The organism is Alishewanella sp. HL-SH05 (genome assembly GCF_052655985.1).
In genome coordinates this window covers 1,335,350-1,360,571 of sequence record NZ_CP199753.1, presented here as the reverse complement: position 1 = coordinate 1,360,571, position 25,222 = coordinate 1,335,350, and the positions used below count along the sequence as shown (strand labels likewise).

Here is a 25,222-nt window from a genome sequence, read left to right as displayed (position 1 = left end):
CTAATAGACGTATCGCTCTTGCATAGCTCAGGGCTTTTTCTGAGCTGAGGAGCGAAACACTGATACTGCTAAGCAAAGCGTCTTTGGCATGGATGCCAAAGAGGAGCCTACAGGGAAGTATTCACGGCGGCTTTGCGTGCAGTATCAGTGTGAAGCGTGGAAGTGTTTACAGCGGTTTTGCGCACAATGACCATGTGAAGCGTACTAGAAATAACGCTAATGCTACATGGCAAAATACACATTCGAACGTGAGAATTACATGATGAACCAACAACAGATTGAACAACTGAGCTGGCCTGAAAATCAGTTACTGCCCGCCATAGTGCAGCATGCCATCTCGGGTAAAGTGCTGATGCAAGGGTATATGAATCCAGTAGCACTGTCTCACACCCTTGCAAGCAACACGGTTACCTTTTTCAGTCGCAGTAAACAGCGGTTGTGGACCAAAGGTGAAAGCTCAGGTAACACCCTAAGCCTGGTCAGCATTGACAAAGACTGCGATGCCGACAGCTTACTAATTATGGCGCTGCCGGCAGGCCCTACTTGCCACGAAGGCACCGAAACCTGCTGGCATGATAATAACGCCAACAGCCCACAACTGAGCTTTTTGTATGACTTAGAGCAAGTGATTGCCAGCCGCGAAGGTGCCGATCCGAAAAGCAGCTATACCGCCAGTTTATTTGCCCGTGGCGTAAAACGCATTGCGCAAAAAGTGGGGGAAGAAGGTGTAGAGTCAGCCCTTGCGGCCATGGCAGGTGATAAAGAAGAGCTGGCAAACGAAGCAGCAGATTTAATCTTCCACCTACTTGTTTTGCTGCGCAGTCAAAAATTAGCACTTAATGATGTCATTAAAGTGCTACAAGATCGTCATAAATAACAATACGCTAGCGATTTTACTGGGCTGAAAACGTTTTATACTGCGCGATTCAGCCTTTCTCATGACAACGTTCGTGCAAAATATATGCTATTCTTAACAGTGACGTTTTGGCTTAAAGACCATGGGTAGCTGGACGTTGGGGTGATTTAGCGCTTGCTGCAACAACGCTAAATCACAACTTGAGTTAACGCCTGACAAATAATGGATTAATTGGCATGGGCAAATTTAAAGCAGACATCAAATTTGATGTCCAAAATCTAAACCCTGTGCTGGCGTCGTGGCAGTTTTCAGCCAGTAATCAAGCACCGGATGCGCAACAGTCTGTTCTAAAAACCTTAGACCTCAACCTGCTAAATAGCATTTTTGAGAACTTTCAAAAAGCCTTAGGCGTGTCAATCGCGCTGATTGATTTACAAGGTAAAGTCGTCTCTTCATCTAACTGGCAACGCGTTTGTATGCAGTTTCATCGTCAGCACCCGGCTAGCCTTAAAAATTGCATTAACTCTGATACAACTCTCGCTAACGAAGCCATAAAACAGCAAAATTATGCCACTTATGCGTGTTTAAATGGCTTAATTGACTGTGCAGCGCCAGTAAAAATAAACAATAAGCACGTAGCTAATCTTTATATTGGTCAATTCTTTATAAAAAAACCGGATTTAAACTTTTTTAAACAGCAAGCAAAAGCACATAATTTTGATGAAGATAGCTATTTAAAAGCGATTGCCGAAGTCCCTATTATCCCAGAATCAAAAATTGAAGCGATGATGAAACTGATCGCTTTTCTGGCAGAACAAGTCGCAGAGCTGAGCCATAGCAATTATAAAGCAGACCGCATGCTGCAAATTGTCGAGCAACAAGTAAAAAATCGAACGCACGAATTAGAAATGCAAAACCAGATCCTTAGTATGATCAGTCATGGTTCGGTATTGTCTGATGTTTTAATACAACTTGTTCGACAAATTGAAGCCCAATATCCTGAAATATTATGCTCGATACTGTTACTCGATGACGCGCAGTATTGTTTACGCGTGGCCGCCGCCCCTTCGTTACCTCAAACGTTTAATGATGCTATTGATGGATTAACACCGGGCCCTGATGTCGGATCTTGCGGCAGTGCGGCTTACAGTGGCCAAGCTGTTATGGCTGAGGATTTATTACAACATCCTCATTGGCAAGCCTATCGCGAATTGGTGTTATTGAACGACTTAAGAGCCTGTTGGTCAATTCCGATAAAAAATGCCCAAGGTAAAGTGTTAGGTGCATTTGGCTTTTATCAAAAAGAACCCGGCTTACCCTCGGCTGAGTTTAGCAGCAAGATGTCTATTTTCAGTAACTTAGCTGAGCTTGCCATTTCCCGCTCGCTCTCAGCTGAACATATTCATAAAATGGCGTTTTATGATCATCTCACCGGTTTAGCCAATCGCCGCTTATTGGATGATCGCCTACAACTGGCTTTTAAACAAAGCAAGCGCAGCAACAGCTTTGGCGCTTTATTATTTATCGATTTGAATCATTTCAAGCCAGTGAACGATCGCTTTGGCCATAAAGTGGGCGACTTACTACTGATTGAAGTAGCGAATCGGCTAACAAATCAAGTACGAGAAGTCGATACGGTTGCTCGCTTAGGGGGTGATGAGTTTGTCATCGTGTTGTGCGATTTAGACTGTGATGCCGATAAAGCAAAAACGCTGGCACAACAACTGGCCGAAAAAATCAGTGCGGCTTTAGCAGAGCCTCATGTATTTACCGAAACGCTTGCCGTAAAGCATAGCTGCACGGGTAGTATTGGCGCTAACTTATTTCATGGGGCACTTCACAACAGTTCAGACGTATTGCGACAAGCAGACATGGCGATGTACCAAGCTAAACAGCAGGCTAAAGCCATTTGCTGGTTTGAATCTCGTTAATGCCTACTTACTTAACAAAAGTGTAACGGTGTATGTCTACGGCTTGACAAGACTGAGCCATGCACCGACTATAACGTTGTAACCTCGTTATCCTCATTAATTCAATAAGACTAAGAGATTTTATGAAAAAGTCATTACTTGTACTGGCACTGGCCAGCGGTTTCGCTATGGCAGATGAAGGCATGTGGATGCCGCAACAGCTGCCCAATATTGCCACTGAATTAAAAGCAGCTGGCCTAGAATTAGATCCAGCTAACTTGACGAAATTAACCGAATTCCCAATGGGCGCCATCGTCAGTTTAGGTGGCTGTTCGGCGTCATTCGTTTCGCCACAGGGGTTAGTAGCCACTAACCATCACTGTGTTTACAACAGCATCGCGCACAACTCTACTGCAGAGAATGACTTACTCAGAAATGGTTTTTTAGCCAAAACTTTAGCCGAAGAAGTGCCGGCCGCACCGGGTAGCCGTATCTATGTCACTAAGGCGGTTGATAACGTCACTAACAAAGTGATTGATGCCCGTACCGCCAAATTATCTGGTAAAAAGCGTGTAGACGCGATTGAAGCCAATCAAAAAGCCATCGTTGCGGAATGTGAGCAGGATGCGGGGCATCGCTGTTCTGTAGCGGCTTATTACGGCAGCTTAGAATATTATTTAATTAAGCAATTAGAAATTAAAGATGTGCGTTTAGTGCACGCCCCTGCCGAAGGTGTCGGTAAATTTGGTGGCGACACCGATAATTGGATGTGGCCACGCCATACCGGTGATTACGGTTTTCTGCGAGCTTATGTTAGCCCTGAAGGGAAATCAGCCGATTTCCATGCGGACAACGTGCCTTACACCCCAGATTTTCACTTGAAATTAGCGAAAGAAGGCTTAAAAGAAGGTGATTTTGTGATGGCATTAGGCTATCCGGGGCGCACTAACCGCCATCGCTTACCGTCTGAAGTGGCGGACACCTTTGAGTGGAGCTATCCGAACACCGTTAGCCAGTTTGCTGAAACACTGGACATTATTGGCCGCGAAACGGCCGATGACCGTGATGCAGCATTAAAATATGCCAGCCGAGTGGCAGGTTTAAATAACTACATGAAAAATCGCCAAGGCATGCTCGATAGCTATGCACAAAGCGATTTTCTTGCGCGTAAACAAGCTGAACATCAAGCATTGACCGCTTGGGTTAACAGCAATAACGCCAACAAAAAAGCCTATGCCAAAGATCTGGCTAATATCGAAAAACTGTTAAAAGAGCAGCAGCAACAAGGCCGCGATAATTATTTACTGAATAATGCGAGCCCTCGCTTACTTGGCACAGCCCGCAGTTTGTACCGCTTGGCGCAAGAGAGCACTAAGCCCGATGCAGAGCGAAAAGCAGGTTTCCAGGCACGTGATTTACCGCGCTTTAAAGCCTTTATCGCCGGTATGGATCGCTCTTTTGATGTGCGTGTAGAAAAAGCGTTAGATCTGCAAAGCTTAACTAAGTATGTTGCTTTACCGAAAAAACAACGCAATGCCGACTTCGACAAAGCGATGGGCATCAAAGATAATATGGATCAAGCCGCTTTAGTGGCACTGATTGATAGCTGGTATGCCGCTACTGTATTAACGGATGCAGCACAGCGCGCGGCCCTGCTCGAAAGCACACCCGCACAATTTGCTAATAGCAACGATCCTTTTGTTAAAGCCGCAGTGGCACTGTACAAAACGGATCGTTCAAAAGAAGCGGAGCAAGAAGAGCTAGGTGGCAAGATCCAACAAGCTTATGCCAGTTACATGCGCGCGAAAATTGCCTTTATGCAATCACAAGGTAAAGCCGTATACCCTGATGCCAACAGCACACTGCGTGTCACTTACGGTAATGTTACCGGTCGGGCTCACGGTAATGAAGATGGTAACGCTTGGACCGCATTCACCACCCTGCGCGGTATTACTCAAAAAGCGACCGGCGAAGGTGAATTTAATGCACCACAAAATCAACTTGATGCCATTAAAGCCAAAAACTATGGCCCTTACGCAGTTGATAGCATGAATTCAGTTCCGGTGAACTACCTTGCCACCTTGGATATTACTGGCGGTAACTCAGGCTCGGCCGTGTTAAATGGTAAAGGTGAGTTTGTGGGGTTAGCCTTCGATGGTACGCTAGATTCTATTATCTCTGATTGGGATTTTAACCTAGCGAACACGCGCTCAATCCAAGTCGATTTACGCTTTATGTTATGGCAGATGCAAGTTGTCGATAAAGCCGATAACCTGTTAAAAGAACTAGGTGTAAACTAAACCACTCCCCCAAGTCGGTTGACACTGGCTTGGGGGTTTTCATCTTGCACTTTATGCTTTTTCCGCCAACAACTGCACTGCTAATTTAACAAAATCAGATGACGTTAAAATACCAAGTAGTTTATTGTCGCCAGAGACCACTGGCAAACAACCATGCCGATTACTGACAAAAAATTCTGCCACATCAGTTAAGCTTTGATCGGGTGTGACTGTGGCAAAATCGGTTAACATTAATGTCGCTACACCTAACTGTTGTTCTTTATGATCTAGCGTCGCCGCACCGTATTTCGCCAAAAGATTAATCACAGCACCAATCAACACTTTTTGCGTTAACATGCCAATTAAGAAGCCCTCGTTATCAATCACCGGAATATGCCGGATATTTTTTATCCTCATCAACTCATGCGCGTCTTTCAAGGTGGCGCTGCGTTGCAGTGATAGCGGATCTGGGGTCATTAAATCAGTGACAGTTTGCATACTCATCGTTACTCCTTATTCGCATTAGCATAGCGCAACAGGATGCACTGTGCTTGCCCAACCCTTTAGTTATAACGAATAAAAGCCGTTACTGCTTCGGTACAGATCAACTTTTTATGATTTTAAGGGTTTAAAAACCCAACTTAGCTCGCAGTAGCAGATTTACTGCTTAAGGTGCTACCTAACGAAGCACTGATCACTAATAAAATGGCGAGCCATTGCGTTAAGCTGAGTAACTCGGCTAAAAACAAGAAACCTGCTAAAGCCGCAATAGCCGGCTCTAAGCTCATCAAAACACTAAAGGTTTGCGCGGGTAGTTTTTTTAATGCCACCATTTCTAAACTATAAGGTATGGCACTGGATAACGCTGCCACGCCAATCGCTAATGGGATCACCTGCCAACTGAGTAAACTCTGCCCAGCAGAAAAGAGGCCCAGCGGCAACAGAAAGCTCGCGGCTACAGCCATCCCCAAGGCAACCGTGACACCCCCTGAGGCTAAGCTGCCAGCACGTTGCCCAAATAAGATATAACCCGCCCAACAAGCTCCCGCCCCCAGCGCCAGCGCAACACCGACGGGATCTAAGGCATCAACCGAGCGCATATCGGGTAACAGCAATACTATCCCCGCGATGGTTAGTGCAACCCACAATAGATCACTGCGTTTTCTTGAAGAGAATAACGCCACCGCCAGTGGGCCGGTGAATTCTAACGCCACACCTATACCCAATGGAATGCGCGCTATGGCTAAATAGAATAATAAATTCATGCCTCCTAAACAGACGCCATAGATAAAAACGGCTCGCCAATTGCGACCGACGGGTAAATGTCGCCAAGGTCGAAACACTAACCACAACATTAAAGCAGAAAAACCGATACGCAGACCGGTCGTACCTGTTGGGCCAATTAGAGGAAATAATTGCTTGGCTAATGACGCACCGGATTGGATCGTCAACATCGCCATCACCACACTGGCAATCGCTAAGAAAAAAGTTTTGTTTAACGGCACATTATTCTCCGAATGCGCAATGGAATAGTTGTGGTATGCGAAGCCAATCGCCCTGATGGCCTGTTTTATACATTATTTGCACTGAAACTAGGCAACTGCTTTCATTTCAAGCACAAATTTTAGCAGTTTTAGCGGCCTGAGCCTGATGTAATTTTCAAACTTTATTCATTTCAGCATCTTACACTCGCAAATTGTTACGCTTCACACTGGCATACAACCTGCAATAATCGTGTTTAGACCTTCCGCCTGAGTGAACGACCTAGGCCTGCAATCATGAGGTGAATTATGGAAAATCTATCCCGTCGCAGCCATCCTCTTCGCGATTTATTGGATAAAGAATTACAACAGCGCACATTTCCGCCGTTAACGGCCCCCTGTAGACTGTGCCATTTTATGCTGACCTTAGCCCCCGCGTCACGCGCCCTAGAGTTTCAATGTATGCAGCAATTGGCTGCACAGCAAGGCAGCCAATTAACCGAAGCAGCACAAGATCTTACCTTATCACTGTATGGCCAATGGCTGCGCTGGGAACGACATGGTGAGTTTTCCAGTTATACATTTATTCGTGCTGACGCCGAAAAGCCATGGTTTGATGATCCATTAGATTTTTTGCCCTCACGTGATTGGTTTGATCACATCCCAGGGCAAATTTTTCGGATTGTACAACTAACGATCATTGATGCTAAACAACCCTTAGCGGCACAACAAGTGGCGCGCTTGTTTAATGCCGAGAATTGTATAAACAGCTTATTAGCTGCAGGCAAAGCCAAAATATGGACAGATTTTCAAAAACATGCTGAAGGTGCCGGTCGCATGCTGCTGCTGGATCAAGGGCTCTCTGCTGCGGCATTAGGCCGTTTAGTGCAGCAATTATTTGATTTAGGAAATTATCGAAAATTATCGCTACTCGGTTGGCCGGTCTCTCGACAAAGTTTGCAGCAACTCAATAGCTTAGAGCAAAATTTAGCTTCGCTGACTCAACGTATTGAACTAGAACGCGATAATGATGAACAGTTACTGGATCAGATCAGTCAGCTTGCGGCAGGAACAGAGCGCTTAATTGCCGAAAACAGTTCTCGATTAGAAGCCACCGCCGCTTATTATCAATTAACCTTGGATCGACTAAAAGCCTTAGACGAAACTAGTATTGACGATAAGCTATCGCTACAGGATTTTACCGAACGCCGTTTAACCCCGGCTTATCGAACCAGCGCATCGGTGCAACTGCGGCAAAATAGCCTGTCAAACCGGTTAGGCCGTTCAATTGAGCTACTACGCACCCGGATGAGTTTAAAATTAGCTCAGCAAAATCAGCAATTGCTGCTTTCGATGGAACAAAAAGCAAAACTGCAATTAAAATTGCAGCAAATGGTCGAAGGCTTGTCATTAGTGGCGATTAGCTATTATGCAGTGCAATTAGCTGATAAGTTATTGCGATCATTAAGCTATTGGCTACCAGAATTACCGATAGCGCTCTGGCAAAGCATTAGCTTTCCCGTTATCATTTTAATGGTCGCGGTAGTATTAAAATGGTTAGCCCACCGCGTTAAACGCCAAACCTGACAGCAAGGATCTCCGGTAATGCCAAGCGTGCGATGGGCCACACTAAGCGTAAGTAGTATTTGTTTAATTTTTAGCGCCCTGCTCGCGGCGACAGACCGCATCACCGAGCCGAAAACCACGATTAAACTAACGCCTAACAGTGCGCCTTTACCGCAACCGACTGCCAGCAGCGCTAATACGCCCAAGGTATTAGTTTATAAAACCGTGCTGCCCGATGGCAGCGCACGATTTTCTGATCAACGCCCTGTTGGCCAAGCTTTTGAATTATTGCGCTTTGATTGCTTTGCTTGTGCTCCTAACTCCAGCATAGACTGGCAAAAAACACCGTTATTTAAACAACGTTTTGCACGGTTAATTCATCAGGCGGCAGCTGAGCATCAACTAGAAACGGCTCTTATCCGGGCGGTGATCCACGCCGAGTCGGCATTTAATCCCAACGCTATTTCCGCAAAAGGAGCAATGGGACTCATGCAACTGATGCCCGCCACAATGCAGCAATTTCAGGTCTTAAATGGCTATGAGCCCGAACAAAACATTCGTGCTGGCAGTCAATATTTAGGGCAGTTGTTAAAAGACTATCAGGGCGATCTTACCTTAGCGTTAGCGGCTTATAACGCAGGGCCAGGCAACGTAAAACGCTATAATGGCATTCCACCTTTTGCAGAAACTCGGGCTTACATTGAGCGGGTGCAGATTTTACGCCGCCGTTATGCCGCAGATTAAATTTGGTGGACAAAATTAAGTCATAATTGACCAAAGACGCTTAACTTTTAGGTTTGGCTAACAAAGCGGCTTTCATTATATCCTTCCATGATAACAAGCCTAGCAGGTGCTGTTGATTGTCGGTAACTAAAATACAACTGATATTATGCTCGATTAACATAGCCGCGATAACTCGAATACTGGTATCCAAGGGTACAGTAATCACCGGCGAGACCATCACTTGATGCACCTTTCGCGTGCGCATAAACAAGCCTAGCGTTGTTTCGCTAGCCGAGTCGATAAGCGGGCTGACCTCTTTAAAATAATCTTTTACTGAGACAATACCTACCACTTTATCGCTGCTATCGACAACCGGCACATGCTGAAAATGCGACTGTTTAAAAACGTTACGCAACGAAGATAAACTGGCATCACCTTGAGTGGTTACCAGCTTACTGCGAGGAGTCATGATCGAACTTAAACCCATAATTTGTTGGCGCCTATTCTTTATCCATGCCGTCTAGGGTGACTCCGGATAAGAAACCCGAACCTTTAACTTCATTATTACGCAGTTTAATCATTAAACGTAAGTCATTCGGAGAATCGGCATGATGTATCGCATCGGTATAGCTGATCACGTCGGCCTTGTACAGATCATACAGCGCTTGGTCAAAGGTTTGCATGCCTAACTCGCGTGACTTCGCCATCACCGTTTTAATCTCGGCAATTTGCCCTTTACTGATTAAATCGGCAATAAACGGAGAATTGAGTAACACTTCGATGGCGGCAACACGCCCCTTACCGTCGGAGGTAGGAATTAATTGCTGCGCCACAATACCGCGTAAATTCAATGATAAGTCAAATAGCAACTTACTGTGCATCTCTTTTGGTACGAGATGCATGATGCGGTCAATCGCTTGGTTGGCATTGTTCGCGTGCAAGGTGGCGATACATAAGTGCCCGGTTTCGGCGAAAGACAGTGCAAACTCCATGGTGTCTTGTGAGCGAATTTCACCAATCAAAATCACATCAGGAGCTTGGCGTAATGAGCTTTTTAGTGCTGAGTCAAAAGTTTCAGTATCCAAGCCAACTTCACGCTGGGTAATCATACTGCGGCCATGCTCGTGCACAAACTCGATGGGATCTTCAATAGTCAGAATATGCCCTTTCGAGTTTTTGTTTCGGTAACCAATTAATGCCGCCAAAGACGTTGACTTACCGGTACCCGTTCCCCCCACAAACAGCACTAAGCCGCGTTTGGACATGATGATTTCTTTTAAAATCGGTGGTAAACCCAGATCGTCAACATTCGGAATGGTGGTCACGATGCGCCGCATCACCATACCGGCTTTGTCACGTTGCCAAAAGGCGGAAACACGGAAACGCCCCGCATCATTGGCAATCGCAAAGTTACATTCTTTGGTGGTATTGAACTCGTGCTGCTGTTTCTCACTCATCGACGACAATACTAAATTTAACGAATCGACTTCTGATAAGCGTTGATCATCAATCGGCTGTAATTCGCCGTTAATTTTTGCCGCCACCGGCATACCTGCGGTGATAAATAAATCCGAGGCTTTTAACTCAACCATTTTTTTCTGATAATCAACCAGCTGCATATAAACCCCGATTACATTCTGCTAAAGGTATTTTTATCTTGCGCTTTAGCTGCCGCATCTTTTTGCGACACTAAACCACGGTTTACCAAGTTAATCAGACATTGATCCATGGTTTGCATGCCATGTGCCGCTCCCGTTTGAATGACGGAATACATTTGAGCAATTTTATCTTCGCGGATCAAATTACGGATAGCCGGTAAACCAACCATAATTTCGTGCGCAGCAATACGACCACCACCGACTTTCTTCAATAAAGTTTGTGAAATAACTGCTCGCAAAGATTCCGATAACATTGAGCGCATCATGGCTTTCTCTTCGCCTGGGAACACGTCGATGATCCGGTCAATGGTTTTCGGCGCGGAGGTGGTGTGCAAGGTACCAAACACCAAGTGACCGGTTTCAGCGGCGGTCATGGCTAAACGAATAGTTTCTAAGTCACGTAATTCACCCACCAGAATTACATCCGGATCTTCACGCAAGGCAGAGCGTAACGCATTGCTAAAGCTGTGGGTATCACGATGTACTTCACGTTGGTTGATCAAACTAAATTTATTGGTGTGCACAAATTCAATGGGATCTTCAATGGTTAAGATGTGATCAAAGCGCGTGGTGTTGATGTAATCGATCATCGCCGCCAAGGTGGTACTTTTCCCCGAACCTGTGGGCCCCGTCACTAGCACCAAACCACGGGGGTTTTCTGATATCGATTTAAAGATATCCGGTGCGCCGAGATCATCTAACGTTAATACGTCACTGGGGATGGTTCGAAATACCGCAGCCGCACCGCGGTTTTGTACAAAGGCGTTAACCCGAAAGCGAGCAAGGTTAGGCACGTCGAACGAAAAATCCGATTCCAACCGCTCTTCGTATTCCTTACGTTGCTTATCGGTCATAATCTCATACACTAACGCATGCACTTCTTTGTGCGTTAACGGCGGAATATTCAGTTTGCGTACATCGCCATCGACACGGATTAACGGCGGTACACCCGCAGAAAGGTGTAAGTCTGATGCTTTATGTTCAACACTAAAAGCTAATAATTCGGTAATATCCACGTTTAGGAAACTCCAATTTACTTATTTATGATGAATAACATAGCAGAACAACTTGCCCTCGCCTATCAGAAGCTAGCGAAAAATTGTGAACAATTACCAGAATCGCGTCAGCCTGTGCAATTAATCGCCGTGAGTAAAACGCAACCCGATACAGCCATACTGGCCGCCTACGAGGCAGGTCAACGTCTGTTTGGAGAGAATTACCCACAAGAACTGGCCACCAAGGCTGATGCACTAGCACATTTAACAGACTTGCAATGGCATTTCATCGGCCCCATTCAGTCTAATAAAACGCGGATTATTGCGCAGTACGCCAGCTGGGTGCATAGCATCGATCGCTTAAAAATTGCGCAGCGCCTTAGCGAACAACGACCTGCTGATGCCGCCGACTTACAGGTGTTATTGCAGATTAATATCAGCGATGAAGCCAGTAAATCCGGTATTGCGGCCACAGAGATGCTGGCACTGGCGGCTAGTGTTAATGCATTACCTCGCATCACTTTACGAGGTTTAATGGCTATTCCAGCACCTGGCGATGAGCACAAGGTAACAGCCGACTTTGCGGCGATGCAGGCGTTATCCATGCAGCTACAAGCACATTATCCGGCGGCGACTGAATTATCCATGGGTATGTCGAATGACTGGCCACTGGCTCTACCATACGGTGCAACTATGATAAGATTAGGCACCGCAATTTTTGGCGCAAGGAATTATGAAAAACATGAATGACAATCGGGTGGCGTTTATAGGCGCTGGCAATATGGCGCGCTGTGTTATCGCAGCCATGGTTAAAGCTGGCTATCCAGCAGAGAATATTATGGCGGCTAATCGTAGCCAACCAAAATTAACCGAGCTGGCAAAAGATTACGGTATTGCCACCACCTTAGATAATGCGGCCGCGGCCGACTGGGCAGACGTTATCGTGCTGGCGGTAAAACCGCAAATGATGCAAGACGTTTGCAGCGCACTGCTTGAGCAAGCTCCGCAGTGCCAGGACAAAATGTTCGTAACGCTGGCCGCCGGTTTACCAGTAGCACATTATGAAAATTGGTTAGGCAACATTAAGTTAGTTCGCGCTATGCCTAATACGCCATCGTTAGTTGCACTCGGTGTTACTGGCTTGTTCCCAAGCCGTTGTTCAAACTATGAAAAAGCCTTTGTTGATCATATGTTTCAAGGCACCGGCATGACAGTATGGTTAAATGAAGAACACGAAATTAATCATATTATTGCCGTAACCGGCAGTTCACCGGCTTACTTTTTTTACTTTATGCAATCGATGCAACAAAAAGCCGAACAATTGGGGTTTAGTGCCGAACAAGCAAAAGCCATGGTGGCACAAACCGCCTTGGGAGCCGCAACAATGGCGCTTCAAAGTGATTTAAGTTTTGCACAATTGCGCGCCCAAGTAACGTCGAAAGGCGGTACTACGCATGAAGCCGTTTGCAGCTTTGCGAATGACGGTTTAGAAGAGATGGTGGCAAAAGCCATGCAAGCGGCTATAGATCGGGCCGAAGATATGGCCAAAAGTATTTAAGTTAGCGGAGAAGCTCAAATGGAAGCAATACAGTTTTTAGTGCATACCGCTTTTACACTCGCCATTATGCTGATGTTAATTCGCTTTTGGTTACAACTGGTAAGAGCCGATTTTTATAATCCGTTTAGCCAGTTTGTGGTAAAAGCCACCAACCCCGTTGTACTACCTTTGCGCCGGGTTATCCCCAGTATCGGTAAACTCGACACTGCCACCTTATTAATCGCTTATTTACTCGCAACAACCAAGTTTATTGTGTTGCAGTTATTGTTTTCTGTGTCGTTACAAATTGGCCCAAGCTTTATTTTAGGCGGCTTGCTGTTAATGAAAGAGATCCTCAGCTTAATTTTCTGGATCTTATTGATTCGCGCCATTATGAGCTGGGTCAGCCAAGGCCGTAACCCGATGGAACAAGTGTTTCAGCAATTAACCGAGCCAATGCTCTCCCCCATCCGTCGAATCTTACCGCCAATGGGTGGCTTAGATTTATCGGTGCTGGTTGCCTTAATCGCCCTGAAATTTATTGAATTATTGTTCGCGGGCTGGTTCCGCGGCTTATAAATAACCGCTAGCGCCGTGCTTTTCCCGTGCCGCCTAAATAGGGCGGCACACCTTTAAACTTAAAGCGGAGTTATCAAGATGCAACAACGTGCACCTCAATGGTTACTTTACCTCGTTATGCTCAGCAGCCTGCTGTTTGTCTCGTCAGTTCACGCTGAACAAAAGAAACAGTTAGGCGACTGGGATATTCATTATATTGCGTTTAACTCAACGTTTTTAACGCCAGAAGTGGCGAGAGCAGCCAATTTAAGCCGCAACAAAAACAATGCCATTATTAATATCTCGGTGTTAGACACGGCCAGCCAACAAGCACAGGAAGTGATTATCAGTGGTATTGCGCGTAATTTATTGGGGCAACAACGTAATTTAACCTTTCGCGAAATTAAAGATGGCGCAGCCATTTATTACATCGCCGTGATGCCATTTCGTAATGAAGAACAATTTCGTTTTAGCCTCGATATTCGCCAGGGCAACAAAAGGCAACAGCTGAACTTTGAGCAAAAACTCTACACAGAATAAGGTTGTGACATGAATAAAGTCGTATTAGCGACCAGTAATAAAGGCAAGGTAGCAGAATTAGCCGCCATGTTAGCGCCCTTCTCGTTAGAGGTGGTTACACAAAGCAGTTTAGGCGTAACCGATGCCGAGGAAACCGGCTTAACCTTTATTGAAAACGCCATTTTAAAAGCCCGGCATGCTGCCGCCATTACCGGTCTCCCGGCCATCGCCGATGACTCCGGCTTAGCTGTTGCAGCCTTAGCCGGCGCACCCGGTATATACTCGGCACGTTATGCCGGTCAGGGAGCGAGCGATCAGCAAAACTGTGAGAAATTGCTCAGCGCTTTAACTGATGTCCCGCCAGCGCATCGTCAAGCAACCTTTCATTGTGTGTTGGTGTATTTAAGCCATGCAGCCGATCCAACGCCACTTGTCTGTCATGGTCAGTGGCAAGGTGAAATTGCCTTAGTTGCTCGCGGTGAAGGTGGCTTTGGTTATGATCCCATTTTTTATCTGGCCGACTTAAATAAAACTGCAGCAGAGCTGAGCCCTGACCAAAAAAAGCAACGGAGCCATCGAGCACAGGCCTTGCAGCAATTGGTAAAGTTAATGTCATTAGCGCAAAGTAATAAGGCGGCAACTTGAGTTTGCAATTACCGCCTTTAGCACTGTATATCCATATTCCTTGGTGTATTCAAAAATGTCCCTACTGCGACTTTAATTCGCATGCTGTGAAACAAGGCATTCCTGAGCAAGAATATATCGCACATTTACTCAATGACTTAGATGAAGATCTACACCTAGTACGGCAACGGCCTTTGCACAGTATTTTTATTGGTGGTGGCACACCAAGCGTGTTTAGTGCTGACGGCATCAAGCAGATCCTCGACGGTGTATTAAGCCGTATGCCCGCGCAACCCGAACTTGAAGTGACGATGGAAGCTAATCCTGGGACTTTTGAAGCGGAACGTTTCGCCGGTTATGTCGCAGCGGGTGTTACGCGCTTCTCGATTGGTGTACAAACGTTTCAAGCGGCACAATTAAGCGCGCTGGGGCGTATTCATAACGCCGACGAAGCGTGTCGCGCGGCTAAGCTAGCCGCAACCTTACCGCTAAAAAGTTATAACCTTGATTTAATGCATGGTCTGCCGGGGCAAACCGTCGCTGCTGCGTTAGATGATTTAGCCCAAGCCATTGCATTACAACCACCGCATTTATCTTGGTATCAGCTGACCATTGAACCGAATACCGCTTTTGCTTCAAAACCCCCGACCTTACCTGATGACGATATTCTTTGGGATATTCAGCAACAGGGTCTGGCTTTATTAAGCGCGGCGGGTTATCAGCAATATGAAACCTCGGCCTACAGTAAAACAGGTCATCAGTGTCAACATAACTTGAATTACTGGCGCTATGGCGATTATCTTGGTATTGGTTGTGGTGCACATGGCAAGATTACCTTACCCAGCCGCAACAGTATTTTGCGCACGGTTAAAGTAAAACATCCAAAAGGCTATATGGATTTAAGCCGTAGCTATCTGGATGAGCGCCAGCAAGTGGAGCCGGAGGATCGCCCCTTCGAATTTTTTATGAATCGCTTCCGCTTGCTTGAGCCTTGTCCTATGGCCGACTTTACGGCCTATACTGGCTTACCCTTAAGCTATATCACGCAGCCAATCACCACCGCCATTAACAAAGGTTTGCTGCGCGAAATACCGGGGCATTGGCAAATCACGCCTTTAGGGGCACGTTACCTAAACGATTTACTGACCCTATTTATTTAGATGCGACAAGATAAAGGAAGTACAATGCAGAAAAAACCTAAATATACTCTAGCTTTATTGCCACTGCTGTTATCTGCCGCCTTAGTTAGCGGTTGCGGCCCAAAACCCGCGGAAACGAATTTCAGCGAGCCCGCTTCGCAACAGCAGCAAGTAGATGTGAATGAGCGCGCCAATCAACTCTTTGAACGCATTTTTAATGAACGTGTGCAGCGTAGCCCAATTTTACAAACCAGCTTGGGCATCAAAGATGATTATGATAAGTGGCAAGATCTGAGCGACAGTGCCTTCGCCGCAGAATTAGCGCAAACGCGTGAACATCTTTTATTGTTAGCCACCATCGACCCTGCTGATTTAGATGCACAAACCCGCCTAAGTTATCAGTTAATGCAGCAGCAATTACAAGATATGCTGACCGATGCAGAGTGGCGTTTATACAGCTACCCCGTTAATCAGATGTATGGCGTGCACTCACAAGTGCCCTCGCTGTTGATTAATCAGCATAAAATCAGTGATATCAGCGATGCAAAAGCCTATATCGCTCGGTTAAATGCCGTGCCCAAATTATTCGAGCAGTTAAAAGAACAATTAAAACAGCGCGCTGATCTTGGCATTATTGTGCCAAAGTTTGTTTTTCCGCACGTAAAAAGCGCTAGCGAAAACTTGTTACAGGGCGCCCCTTTTACTGAGGAAGGAGATAGCACCCTTCTGAGCGACTTTACCAACAAGGTCACCGCGTTAAATTTGCCAGCTGCAGAACAAAAACTGCTTTTAGATGAAGCGAAGGTCGCGCTTTTAACCAGCGTTGGCCCAGCTTATCAGCAGTTAATCAGTTATCTTGGCGAGCTAGAAAAATTAGCCGGTACCGATGATGGGGTTTGGCGTTTTGAGAAAGGCGCGGCGTTTTATCAAAATCGTTTAAACCGTATGACCACCACGGATATGGATGCCGCTACCATCCATCAATTAGGCGTAGATGATGTCGCTCGCATTCATAAAGAAATGCAGGCCATCATGCAGCAAGTCGGCTTTGCGGGTAACTTAGCCGAGTTTTTTGTGTTTATGCGCGAAGCGCCGCAATTCTATTACCCTGAAACCGCAGAGGGTAAAGCCGCTTATTTAGCCGAAGCTACTGCACTTATCGATAATATGCGCACCCGGCTGGATGAGCTGTTTATCGTGCAGCCTAAGGCACCGATGATTGTCAAAGCGGTTGAGCCGTTTCGCGAAGCCAGTGCCGGTAAAGCTTTTTATCAGCGGCCATCAATGGACGGCTCGCGCCCAGGTATCTATTACGCCAACTTATATCAAATGAGCAGTATGCCCATTTATCAGATGGAAGCGCTGGCCTATCACGAGGGCATTCCGGGGCACCATATGCAATTAGCGATAGCGCAAGAGCTAGAAGGTATTCCTAAGTTTCGCCGTTTTGGTGGCTTCACTGCCTATATTGAAGGTTGGGGTCTATACTCTGAACTGGTGCCAAAAGAAATTGGGCTCTATCAAGATCCCTATTCAGATTTTGGCCGCTTAGCGATGGAGTTATGGCGCGCAGCGCGGTTAGTGGTTGATACCGGTATTCATGCTAAAGGCTGGACACGTGAACAAGCCATCCAGTATTTGATGGATAACACACCGAACCCTGAAAACGATGCGATAAAAGCTATCGAGCGTTATATTGTGATGCCAGGTCAAGCCACCGCTTATAAAGTCGGTATGATGAAACTGTTAGAATTACGCCAGCACGCGAAAGAGCAATTGGGCGAGCAGTTTGATATTCGTGAGTTCCATCAAGTGGTTCTTGCCAATGGTGCCGTGCCGTTGGATGTGCTTGAGCAATTAGTCAACGACTATATCCGCGAGCGCACCACGCAAAACGCCAGCTAAGGCCAACTCTCTGGACCCCACTGCCCAACACGCCTTGATGTGTTGGGCAGAATTAAAAACAAAAACCAATAAGGTCCTGCATGATTACATTATGTTTTTTTGATCACGAATCGACTACTTGGCAACAACGAAAGTTAAAAGCCTTATCTGATTGCTTTCAATTTACCAGCCCGATCTGGATCGATTTATCTGAGGCGAGTAGTGAAGAAGAGCTGCATGTCATGCAGAAATTGGCGATTGCGCCGACCATGTTAGAAGATTTTACACGTCAGCGTCACCCGCCTAAGTTTGAAGCCCAAGACGACTTTTCTTTACTGATTTTAAGGGGTTATGCCGATCCCGACTTTAGCGAGTTGACCGAAAGCGCACAGGTTAATGTGTTATTTTCTCGCGATATTCTGATCAGTAAAATTCAGTGTCACGATCCCTTACTCACCAGCCAATTACAACCGCAATTAGCGGAGAAAAAAAATGCCACCGTCAGCGATTGGGTTAAGCAAGTTATCCTTGCTGTATCGGCGAGCTACTTAGGTAAGCTGCTGATTTTTGAGGACGAATTAAGTGAACTCGAAGATGTTATGCTGCAAAAAGGTGACGATGAACTGATGTCCACCATGATGCGCTACCGATCGGTATTACGCAAAGTCAGTCGCAACTTGGCTTACCAAAAAGATATTTTTGCCGAAGCCAGTTACGAAGAGCTGCATCCAATGAGTAAAATGTTTCTTAGCACCGATGTGCGTGACTTTTATGAAAAATTTGAACGACTGCACTCCATGACCGACATGTATTATGATCAGCTTAGCGACTTAGTGCATGGCTATATGTCGACAACGTCACATCAAATTAACGAACGCATGAAAGTATTAACCATGGTCAGCACGATTTTTATTCCCTTAACCTTTATTGCCGGCATTTATGGGATGAATTTTGCTAATATGCCAGAATTAATGTACAAAAACGGTTATTTTATTGCTTTAATCGTGATGTTTTTTGTCGGGCTGGGTAGTCTAATCTGGTTTAAGTTCAAGAATTGGTGGTAACAAGGAGTCTGTATGGTAGAGAGCCAACATCTTGATATTGAAGAAATTGTCCGTGACAGTTTCGATGAAGACGAATTAAATCAGCTGCTGACTCGGCTAACTGAATTAGAACCGTCTGAGCTGGCGTTAGCGTTAGAGTCTATGCCGCTAGAGCAGCGGTTAAACTGTTGGCTCGGCTTAGCGGCAGAAGATCAAGTTAGTGCCTTAACCCATATGCGGGTCGATGCGCGAGAGAACATTTTCAAACAACTCGATGATCAACAACTGCGTACCCTCGTTGAGGAAATGGAAGTTGATGATTTACTTGAGTTATTGGAAGAATTGCCCCCTCGCCTTTACGATTACGCCTGCTCACGCCTGGACGCCAGTCAACGCCGTTGGCTTGAGATCGCTTTAACCTATGATGAAGATCAGTGTGGTCGTTATGCCGATCATGACTTACTCATCTTAAATAAAAATGCGCGTGTGCGTGATGCCATTCGGCTGTTTCAAAGTCTGCCTGAAGACGCTGAATACCAAGAAACCTTATTTGTGATTGACCGCACCGGCCGCTATGCCGGACAAGTCTCCGCCAGTCGCTTGCTGGGTCGCGGTAGCCATTTGCCGATTGAAAGCTTTATTGATAATGAAGCCCCGGTCGTTGATGGTCAGTTAGATTTAGACCAAGGCTCAGATATGGTCTCTCGCTCTGGATATACCGCCCTAGCGGTCGTCTCTGCCGAGGGTAAATTATTGGGCCGCTTATCTATTGGTGAAGCATTAGAAAATGTGAGGCGCAGCTTAGAAAGCCAATTCATGCACACCGCCGGTTTAGATGAAGAAGAAGATTTATTCGCACCGGTCTTCATTAGTGCCAAACGCCGCGCTGTGTGGCTCGGCATTAATTTACTTACCGCATTTTTAGCTGCTTGGACTATCGGTTTATTTGAGGCGACATTACAAGAAGTGGTCGCCCTAGCCGTGCTGATGCCTATTGTCGCCAGTATGGGCGGCATTGCGGGCAGTCAAACGCTTACGCTGATGATCCGCGGCTTGGCGCTCGAACAAATTACTGAACAAACCTATGTTGCGCTGTTGCGCAAAGAGATTGGCGTTGCCGCATTAAATGGCTTGCTTTGGTCAATCGTCATCGCGGTGATCACCTTCTTTTGGTTTGGTAGCTGGCTGATTGGCGGCATCATTGGTGTGGCGATTATTATTAATATTATTATTGCGGCTATCTGCGGTGTCTTTATTCCTCGCTGGTTAGATAAACTGGAAATTGATCCGGCCTTATCGGGTTCAGTTATTTTGACCACCGTGACCGATGTCGTCGGTTTTTTTGCATTCCTAGGGCTGGGTTCGCTATTTTTACTGGCATAATAGCCTGCCGAATTCCTGACAATCGATCGATTGTCAGTCCCCTGGTGTTTAGTGTCTGCGCCAACCTGGCGAGCAGGCAGGAGCCTTTATGAAAATAGCGATTTTGTCGCGTAACGCTGAGCTGTATTCCACCAAAAGATTGGTAGAAGCCGCTACTCACGCTGGCCATGAGGTCAGAGTGCTCGACCCGTTAATGTGTTATATGAACATTAACCGCAGTAATTCCTCGATTCACTACAAAGGTGATGTGCTCGAGCGCTTTGACGCGGTTATCCCACGCATTGGTGCTTCAATTACCTTTTATGGCACCGCAGTACTGCGCCAATTTGAGATGATGGGCGTGTACTCGCTAAATGAATCAGTCGCCATTGGTCGCGCACGCGATAAATTACGCTCACTACAATTATTAGCACGCCAAGGTATTGGTTTACCGATCACGGGCTTTGCGGATAAGCCCGGTGATATTCCCGATTTAATTGACATGGTCGGCGGAGCGCCGCTGGTCATTAAACTGTTAGAGGGGACCCAAGGTATTGGCGTGGTGTTAGCCGAAACCCGCACCGCGGCAGAAAGCGTGATTGATGCCTTTATGGGCTTAAATGCGCATATCCTGGTACAAGAATACATTCGCGAAGCGAACGGTGCCGATATACGCTGTTTCGTGGTGGGCGATAAAATCGTGGCCTCGATGAAACGCCAAGCTAAAGCCGGCGAGTTTCGTTCAAACTTACATCGTGGCGGCAGTGCCACGAAGATCACCCTTACGCCAGAAGAGCGTAAAACCGCCTTAGCGGCAGCGCAAACCATGGGTTTAGATGTAGCGGGTGTTGATTTACTGCGCTCTAATCATGGTCCGGTGGTCATGGAAGTCAATAGCTCACCGGGGTTAGAAGGCATCGAAACCACCACCGAAAAAGATGTGGCCGGCATGATCATTCGCTATCTAGAGAAAAAGGTTGCAAGCCATCAAAGCAAAAAACCATTAAAAACCAAAGGCACCGGCTAATGAGTACAACTCGTCCCCCTTTTATGCTGGCTAATACCTATATCGCTGCAGGTGAACGCGCGGTAGTGGATATTCCTTTTGGTAAGCTTTATACCCACACAGAACTGAATATCGGCGCGCATGTGGTGCATGGCCGCCAAGATGGGCCAGTGTTGTTAATCACGGCGGCCCTGCATGGTGATGAAATAAACGGGGTCGAGATCTGTCGACGTTTGCTTAAACTGCCAAGGTTAAGTCGACTCAAAGGCACCTTAATCGTCGTGCCAATCGTCAACACCTATGGCTTTGTGCAGCAATCACGTTACCTGCCCGATCGGCGCGATCTTAATCGCAGTTTCCCCGGCAGTGAAAAAGGCTCGCTGGGTAGTCGCATGGCATTCCAATTTACCAATCAAGTGCTGTCAAAGTGCAGCCATGCAATCGATTTGCACACGGGGGCCATCCATCGGGCAAACCTGCCACAAGTTCGCGCCAGCGCCAAAGATAAAATGGCGCTGCGCATGGCAGAGAGCTTTAACGCACCGATTATCGTCAAAGCCGCTACACGTGATGGCACCATGCGCGGCACGGCCAATAATATGGGCATTCCCATTTTGTTATATGAAGCGGGTGAAGCACTGCGCTTCGACGAGCAATCGATTAAAATCGGCGTGCGTGGCATTGTTAACGTGATGCAAGATCTTGGTATGCTGAGTCGCTTAAAACGCGGCAAAAAAACAGACTCACTGTTTACTAAAAAAAGTAGCTGGGTGAGAGCTGAGCACGATGGTATCGCCCGCTACTATGTCAGCCTAGGACAAACGGTACAGCAAGGTGATTTACTGGCTCATATTTACTCACCCTACTCTGATTTTGAAGTGGCTATTCATGCCACCTTAGCGGGAGTGGTGATTGGCCGCAATAACTTACCGCTAGTCAATGAAGGTGAGGCATTGTTTCATATTGCCGAAGTCAGCTCATTGGAAGAAGCGGAAAAGACGCTGGATGCAATCAGTGATGAAGTCGATAACTCGATGCCGGTATCGCTGCAAGATGAGTACGGCGTGGTATAAGCGCCATGACAGCGCCAGAGGTAAATAGTCCGTCTAAAGCACACACGGCTATTCGGGCTTTTCAACCACCACATCAAACTGCGCAAGGCTGGCAATACGCTTTTGCAGTTTTGATTCAATATGGTCCAGCTCGCGCATGCGTTGGCAAAACAGGGCTGATTTCGCTTCAAGCTCGACCATTTTTTCGTCCATACCCAAGGTGATCTTTTCCATCAATTGATTCACAGACTGCCAATCTTGAGTTTCGGCCCGCTCAAAGTTGTTATCTGATTGACGTAACGCATCGCGCAATGCGCCCCACACAGCACCGACAGTGCGCCGCGCTAAGCTGGTTAACTGCGGTTTGAGTTCACGATTAAGAAAGTTGTCTAACTCGTTCAAGCTTTGCGGCGCCAGATAAAAGTGGTCCCCACTGCGCACAAAACGCGATAAAAATTGAAAGGTAGTTTCACGGATCAGCGCGCGCCACTCGTCTTGCTGAGATTGACTACCCACGCCAGCTAACATGGCTTCGATACTGGATAACCCCACTTCAACACCATCGACGGCTAAGCTGACAATTTCAGGCACGAACTTACGTAAACCTTCGGCATATTGCTGCAGTAAGCGCTGTTCTTCTTCACTGAGTGTTTGCAACTCACCGCGCACAAACAATTGCTGATCATGATTGATTTGCACATGCGTACGATTGTTTTGCATCATTCGAATATGCTCAGGCGAGATTAAAACGCCATAACGAAATGCCATATTACAATTGGCTGCAGCCGGAAAACAAAATAATAACAGCAAAACGAGAAGTAAAGGCACCGCAAAAGCTCAGTTATTGAATTGAGGTATAGCATAGAAAAAAAACAGACAATTTACACGACCTAATAACGCAAAGTAGCTCCAGCTGGTCGCATTGCGGCTATGTTACAAAGGTTCAATCAGCGGACGCCCCTCACTGATCTTAATTCGAGAAGGGCTATGCTCACGTCGGGTACGCACACTCTGTGGTCCAAACTGCACTTCAACGGCAGAAAATAACTGCTGCGTAACCTTAATTTCTAATGTTTGCAAAATGTGTTGGCGCTGCTCTTCAAGAGCTTTTACTTCAGTGATCAAAGCTTTAACCAACTCTCGTTGTTGCTGAAAGTCCAATTCAAACATTTGTAATTGCGGATCACCTTTACCCGCGGACGCTTTACGCAGTTGCTCAATTTGTGCTTTGCACTCTTCAAGCTCATGTCGACTCAACACTAACTGCTCTCGAAGTAAACGTTGTTGTTCCAATAAAGGCGTAATTAAACGGTTCAATTGGATCATCACCGGACTATTCGACGGCGAGCCGAGCTGACCGCAGCTAAGACCATTTGCCAGCAGATAATGCCCCCCGACAATTTTGCCGTTAATTTTATCCTCACTACCTGCCAATACTGTTTTGGCTTCGACCTTGCAGTGCATTAAGTATTTACTGGCAAAGAGTGCCCCCTGACAATTTAATTCAGAGTACTGTGCTAACGCACAATGAATATCGCCCTTAGCTTTGACCACCGTTGTAAAATGTTGATCGCCTTCGCTGATTTGATGACCAATAATAGAACCATCAATCACCACATCACCACCGGCTTCGATCAATTCCCCTTCAACAACACCTTTGATATAAACATTGCCACCTGCCAGCACTTTCATTCCAGCAGAAACGTTACCGGTGATCACCACTGATCCTTTAAAAATGATATGACCCGATCCTAAATCGACTTGTGAAGTATTAAAAACATCATCTACGGTCGCACCATGTTCAATTGAGCGAGGTAAGCCATCTTGTTTCGCCAGCAATAGGTTGGGATCGTTGCTACTTAGCGCTACGCCAATGCCAAATTGCCACTCGATAACCTTCCCAGGTTCAGCTGGCATTTTTTCGCCGGTCACCGTATAGCCCGCTTCACCTAACGTGGGGGGTAAGCGGCGCATCAAAGGATCGCCGGCAACGACAGAAGGGACACTACCAAAATCACGCAAGTCCACTTTATGAATTGAATCGACCTGTGGTCGCTTACGTCTTACCACCATGTCAGGAATTAATGGGTCAAAACGGGAATCCAAACCATTCTTAGCCAGTCTGCCGGTAGCAATTTCTGCCTGCAGCTGAACACCAGGCTCAGCCTGACTGCTGGTTTGGATTAATTGTATAATCTGTTCTTTTTGAAAGCCAAAGACAATACCAGCCTCTTGCGCCGCTTTTACCAATGCATTGGCAGCCAATGGTGCGCCGCCATAAGCCGCAGTAACGGTCGCTATAGCTAACATTTTGTCTTCAGATAATTGAAAGGTCACTGTTGCTGGGCGTTTTTCAGCAACTGGGTAAACCAGCTCTTCACTATTTTCAAGCAAAGTCTGTTTTTCTACTTGTTTACACAAGGAAGCGTATTCGGCTAGCAAGGCGTCGATTTGTGCTTGCAGCACAAAACAACGGCCATAACCTGCGTCTATTAATGCTTTGCGGATCAGTTCAGCACTGATAGCAGTAGCAGACACCGGCACTTTTATTATTATTTTAAGTTTGTGCTCAGTAAATTGCATAAGTAACCCGTTATCTCAGGTTAAAGGTAAAGCAAAAGGAACCATGACACGATCTAACAATAGCATTAACCCTGGATAAAGCAGGGTTTCAGGGTGTAATGGAGCGCTTTAGATATAATTATCCTGGTGCAAACGAATAAACATATCGGTGTCTTTTTTGGTGTAATCAACTTTATATTCTTTGTTATTTAACGCTTGAATAAACAACAATGTTTTTGTTTCACCAAATACATCAACACTGGAAACATCCACCAGCTCCATGTACTGCTCTTTAGCTTCTAATCGACTGTCTGGCACTTCATCTTCAAACACCTTAACGCCATGACGAGTGACGATCAGCGTTGGGTTGTTATCATCATTGATGATAATCAAATCCAACTTCTTGTTTTTATGAATAATGGTGTTACGGCCACTCACCAAAAATGCTTTGTCATAACTGCTCATTTT

General features: G+C 46.2%; 24 protein-coding genes. 16 read left to right on the top strand and 8 right to left on the bottom strand.

The genetic code is table 11. The annotated features are described in order from the left end of the window. Positions 1 to 262: 262 nt before the first annotated feature. From hisIE to ACUJFL_RS06290, 3 genes are all read left to right on the top strand, one after another. Entirely contained in the window at positions 263 to 877 is a 615-nt protein-coding gene (gene hisIE, locus ACUJFL_RS06300) for a bifunctional phosphoribosyl-AMP cyclohydrolase/phosphoribosyl-ATP diphosphatase HisIE (RefSeq protein WP_226749966.1), read from the top strand. A gap of 215 nt (positions 878 to 1,092) precedes the next feature. Continuing rightward, the gene (locus ACUJFL_RS06295; protein ID WP_226749869.1) at positions 1,093 to 2,787 is read left to right on the top strand and encodes a PocR ligand-binding domain-containing protein; all 1,695 of its coding nucleotides are present in this window, start codon (positions 1,093 to 1,095) and stop codon (positions 2,785 to 2,787) included. Positions 2,788 to 2,909: 122 nt separating this feature from the next. After that, complete coding sequence (locus ACUJFL_RS06290) at positions 2,910 to 5,066, top strand: S46 family peptidase (protein ID WP_226749868.1); 2,157 nt, start codon at positions 2,910 to 2,912, stop codon at positions 5,064 to 5,066. Between the two features lie 51 nt (positions 5,067 to 5,117). Here ACUJFL_RS06290 and ACUJFL_RS06285 read toward each other — a convergent pair whose 3' ends face one another. Then, the gene (locus ACUJFL_RS06285) at positions 5,118 to 5,549 is read right to left on the bottom strand and encodes a CBS domain-containing protein (protein WP_445426409.1); all 432 of its coding nucleotides are present in this window, start codon (positions 5,547 to 5,549) and stop codon (positions 5,118 to 5,120) included. A 137-nt stretch (positions 5,550 to 5,686) separates the two neighbouring features. Next, positions 5,687 to 6,505 (bottom strand): EamA family transporter, encoded by an 819-nt coding sequence (locus tag ACUJFL_RS06280; protein ID WP_306177516.1) that lies wholly within the window; start codon positions 6,503 to 6,505, stop codon positions 5,687 to 5,689. A 330-nt stretch (positions 6,506 to 6,835) separates the two neighbouring features. On the opposite strand from ACUJFL_RS06280, the gene ACUJFL_RS06275 reads away from it, so the two are divergent. Continuing rightward, on the top strand, positions 6,836 to 8,113 hold the full coding sequence (locus ACUJFL_RS06275) for a DUF3422 family protein (protein ID WP_445428743.1): 1,278 nt from the start codon (positions 6,836 to 6,838) through the stop codon (positions 8,111 to 8,113). 18 nt (positions 8,114 to 8,131) lie between these two features. Then, positions 8,132 to 8,836 carry a lytic transglycosylase domain-containing protein gene (locus tag ACUJFL_RS06270; RefSeq protein WP_445428742.1) on the top strand — a complete coding sequence of 235 codons (705 nt, stop codon included), beginning with the start codon at positions 8,132 to 8,134 and terminating at the stop codon, positions 8,834 to 8,836. Between the two features lie 40 nt (positions 8,837 to 8,876). Here the strand turns inward: ACUJFL_RS06270 and ACUJFL_RS06265 are convergent, their stop codons facing one another. From ACUJFL_RS06265 to ACUJFL_RS06255, 3 genes are read right to left on the bottom strand one after another with little or no spacing between them, the layout of a single operon-like run. Next, a complete protein-coding gene (locus ACUJFL_RS06265) occupies positions 8,877 to 9,302 on the bottom strand; it encodes a CBS domain-containing protein (RefSeq protein WP_226749864.1) in 426 nt (141 codons plus the stop codon). 13 nt (positions 9,303 to 9,315) lie between these two features. Next, positions 9,316 to 10,434 carry a PilT/PilU family type 4a pilus ATPase gene (locus ACUJFL_RS06260; RefSeq protein WP_445426407.1) on the bottom strand — a complete coding sequence of 373 codons (1,119 nt, stop codon included), beginning with the start codon at positions 10,432 to 10,434 and terminating at the stop codon, positions 9,316 to 9,318. 11 nt (positions 10,435 to 10,445) lie between these two features. Next, positions 10,446 to 11,489, bottom strand: coding sequence for a type IV pilus twitching motility protein PilT (locus tag ACUJFL_RS06255; RefSeq protein ID WP_226749862.1), 1,044 nt, complete (start codon positions 11,487 to 11,489; stop codon positions 10,446 to 10,448). 30 nt (positions 11,490 to 11,519) lie between these two features. Here ACUJFL_RS06255 and ACUJFL_RS06250 point away from each other — a divergent pair, with 30 nt between their 5' ends. From ACUJFL_RS06250 to ACUJFL_RS06200, 11 genes are all read left to right on the top strand, one after another. Then, a complete protein-coding gene (locus ACUJFL_RS06250) occupies positions 11,520 to 12,218 on the top strand; it encodes a YggS family pyridoxal phosphate-dependent enzyme (RefSeq protein WP_445426765.1) in 699 nt (232 codons plus the stop codon). Then, complete coding sequence (gene proC, locus ACUJFL_RS06245) at positions 12,211 to 13,026, top strand: pyrroline-5-carboxylate reductase (protein ID WP_445429064.1); 816 nt, start codon at positions 12,211 to 12,213, stop codon at positions 13,024 to 13,026. The genes ACUJFL_RS06250 and proC overlap by 8 nt, the downstream gene beginning before the upstream one ends. Before the next feature lie 18 nt (positions 13,027 to 13,044). Then, positions 13,045 to 13,584, top strand: coding sequence for a YggT family protein (locus ACUJFL_RS06240; protein WP_445426405.1), 540 nt, complete (start codon positions 13,045 to 13,047; stop codon positions 13,582 to 13,584). Between the two features lie 117 nt (positions 13,585 to 13,701). Further along, positions 13,702 to 14,103, top strand: a complete 402-nt coding sequence (locus ACUJFL_RS06235; RefSeq protein ID WP_445426764.1) for a DUF4426 domain-containing protein — start codon at positions 13,702 to 13,704, stop codon at positions 14,101 to 14,103. Positions 14,104 to 14,112: 9 nt separating this feature from the next. Then, a complete protein-coding gene (gene rdgB / locus ACUJFL_RS06230) occupies positions 14,113 to 14,727 on the top strand; it encodes an RdgB/HAM1 family non-canonical purine NTP pyrophosphatase (RefSeq protein ID WP_445428741.1) in 615 nt (204 codons plus the stop codon). After that, on the top strand, positions 14,724 to 15,866 hold the full coding sequence (gene hemW / locus ACUJFL_RS06225) for a radical SAM family heme chaperone HemW (RefSeq protein WP_226749858.1): 1,143 nt from the start codon (positions 14,724 to 14,726) through the stop codon (positions 15,864 to 15,866). Before rdgB ends, hemW begins: the two co-directional genes overlap by 4 nt. Positions 15,867 to 15,890: 24 nt before the next feature. Continuing rightward, positions 15,891 to 17,750, top strand: coding sequence for a DUF885 domain-containing protein (locus ACUJFL_RS06220; RefSeq protein WP_445428740.1), 1,860 nt, complete (start codon positions 15,891 to 15,893; stop codon positions 17,748 to 17,750). A gap of 80 nt (positions 17,751 to 17,830) precedes the next feature. Next, the gene (locus ACUJFL_RS06215; RefSeq protein ID WP_445428739.1) at positions 17,831 to 18,793 is read left to right on the top strand and encodes a magnesium transporter CorA family protein; all 963 of its coding nucleotides are present in this window, start codon (positions 17,831 to 17,833) and stop codon (positions 18,791 to 18,793) included. A gap of 12 nt (positions 18,794 to 18,805) precedes the next feature. Further along, positions 18,806 to 20,155, top strand: a complete 1,350-nt coding sequence (mgtE, locus tag ACUJFL_RS06210; RefSeq protein WP_445426401.1) for a magnesium transporter — start codon at positions 18,806 to 18,808, stop codon at positions 20,153 to 20,155. Between the two features lie 88 nt (positions 20,156 to 20,243). Beyond that, positions 20,244 to 21,161: a 30S ribosomal protein S6--L-glutamate ligase gene (rimK, locus tag ACUJFL_RS06205; RefSeq protein ID WP_226749854.1), complete on the top strand. Its 918-nt coding sequence runs from the start codon at positions 20,244 to 20,246 to the stop codon at positions 21,159 to 21,161. Next, entirely contained in the window at positions 21,161 to 22,213 is a 1,053-nt protein-coding gene (locus ACUJFL_RS06200; RefSeq protein ID WP_226749853.1) for a succinylglutamate desuccinylase/aspartoacylase family protein, read from the top strand. The genes rimK and ACUJFL_RS06200 overlap by 1 nt, the downstream gene beginning before the upstream one ends. A 48-nt stretch (positions 22,214 to 22,261) precedes the next feature. On the opposite strand, the gene ACUJFL_RS06195 is transcribed toward ACUJFL_RS06200, so the two are convergent. From ACUJFL_RS06195 to ACUJFL_RS06185, 3 genes are all read right to left on the bottom strand, one after another. After that, positions 22,262 to 22,960, bottom strand: coding sequence for a DUF2884 family protein (locus ACUJFL_RS06195; protein WP_226749852.1), 699 nt, complete (start codon positions 22,958 to 22,960; stop codon positions 22,262 to 22,264). A gap of 165 nt (positions 22,961 to 23,125) precedes the next feature. Next, positions 23,126 to 24,775, bottom strand: coding sequence for a DUF342 domain-containing protein (locus ACUJFL_RS06190; protein WP_445428738.1), 1,650 nt, complete (start codon positions 24,773 to 24,775; stop codon positions 23,126 to 23,128). A gap of 108 nt (positions 24,776 to 24,883) precedes the next feature. Further along, positions 24,884 to 25,219, bottom strand: a complete 336-nt coding sequence (locus ACUJFL_RS06185) for a hypothetical protein (RefSeq protein ID WP_226749850.1) — start codon at positions 25,217 to 25,219, stop codon at positions 24,884 to 24,886. Positions 25,220 to 25,222 lie beyond the last annotated feature (3 nt).